2 protein-coding genes are annotated in these 1511 nt (G+C 60.8%); both read right to left on the bottom strand.

The window, feature by feature from the left end:
- Positions 1-242, bottom strand: a 242-nt coding sequence (locus WB528_RS15340) for a GTP-binding protein (protein ID WP_423889263.1), incomplete at its 3' end; no start/stop codon positions are given.
- Between the two features lie 39 nt (positions 243-281).
- Positions 282-1511, bottom strand: a 1230-nt coding sequence (locus WB528_RS15335) for an elongation factor G (RefSeq protein WP_423889262.1), incomplete at its 5' end; no start/stop codon positions are given.

Here is a 1511-nt window from a genome sequence, read left to right as displayed (position 1 = left end):
TCGACGTGGGCGTAGTGGCGGTTCTGCGTCTCGTATTCGACGTGAGCGGTCGAAATCGTGATGCCGCGCGCCTTCTCTTCCGGCGCCTTGTCGATCTGGTCGTACGCCGTGAACGTCGCACCACCGGTTTCGGCCAGGATCTTGGTGATCGCCGCCGTCAGCGACGTCTTGCCATGGTCGACGTGACCGATGGTTCCGATATTGCAGTGCGGTTTGTTACGTTCAAATTTTGCTTTGGCCATTTGACTCTCCGTTCAATCGTTAGCAGCCGCCAACGACAATCAGGCAAACTTCTTCTGGACTTCCGCCGATACGTTCGCCGGCGCTTCCGCGTAGTGGTCGAACTGCATCGTAAAGGTGGCACGACCCTGGCTCATCGAGCGCAGGTTATTCACGTAGCCGAACATATTCATGAGCGGCACCATCGCGTTGATGACGTTGGCATTGCCGCGCATGTCTTGACCCTGGATCTGGCCGCGCCGCGAGTTCAGGTCGCCGATGACGGAGCCGGTATAGTCTTCCGGCGTCACCACCTCGACCTTCATGATCGGCTCGAGCAGGACCGACTTGCCCTTCTGCAGCGCTTCGCGGAAGCAGGCGCGGGTCGCGATTTCGAACGCCAGCGCCGACGAGTCGACGTCATGGTACTTGCCGTCGATGAGCTGGACCTTGACGTCCACCACCGGGAAGCCCGCAACCACGCCGGAGGAAAGAACGCTCTCCAGGCCCTTTTCGACGCCGGGGATATATTCCTTCGGCACTGCGCCGCCGACGATCTTGGATTCGAATTCGTAGCCCTTGCCGGGCTCGTTGGGCTCGACCACGATCGTGATCGCCGCGAACTGGCCGGTACCGCCGGTCTGCTTCTTGTGGGTGTAGCTGTGCTCCACCCGCTGAGTGACGCGTTCACGGAACGCCACCTGCGGCGCGCCGATATTGGCATCGACTTTGTACGTGCGCCTGAGGATATCGACCTTGATGTCGAGATGGAGCTCGCCCATGCCCTTGAGAATGGTCTGGCCCGACTCCTGATCGGTCGACACCCGGAACGACGGATCTTCCGCGGCGAGCTTCGCCAGCGCCACGCCGAGCTTTTCCTGGTCGGCCTTCGACTTCGGCTCGATCGCGATCTCGATGACGGGCTCGGGGAATTCCATCTTTTCCAGAATCACTGGCTTGTTCGCATCGCACAGCGTGTCGCCGGTGCGCGCCTCTTTGAGGCCCGCGAGCGCGACGATGTCGCCGGCATAGGCTTCCTTGATGTCTTCGCGATTGTTGGCATGCATCAGCAACATGCGGCCGATACGTTCCTTGCGGTCACGCGTCGAGTTGATGACGCCGGTGCCCGACGACAGCGTGCCGGAATAAATGCGGCAGAACGTGATGGTGCCGACAAACGGGTCGTCCATGATCTTGAACGCGAGCAGCGCGAGAGGCTCCTTGTCGTTCGGAAGGCGAACGACTTCGTTGCCGTCTTCATCGACACCCTTGATGGCGGGCACGTCGATCGG

It is taken from the genome of Bradyrhizobium sp., assembly GCF_049586575.1.
GTDB lineage: Bacteria > Pseudomonadota > Alphaproteobacteria > Rhizobiales > Xanthobacteraceae > Bradyrhizobium.
This window is presented reverse-complemented; position numbering and strand designations above follow the sequence as displayed.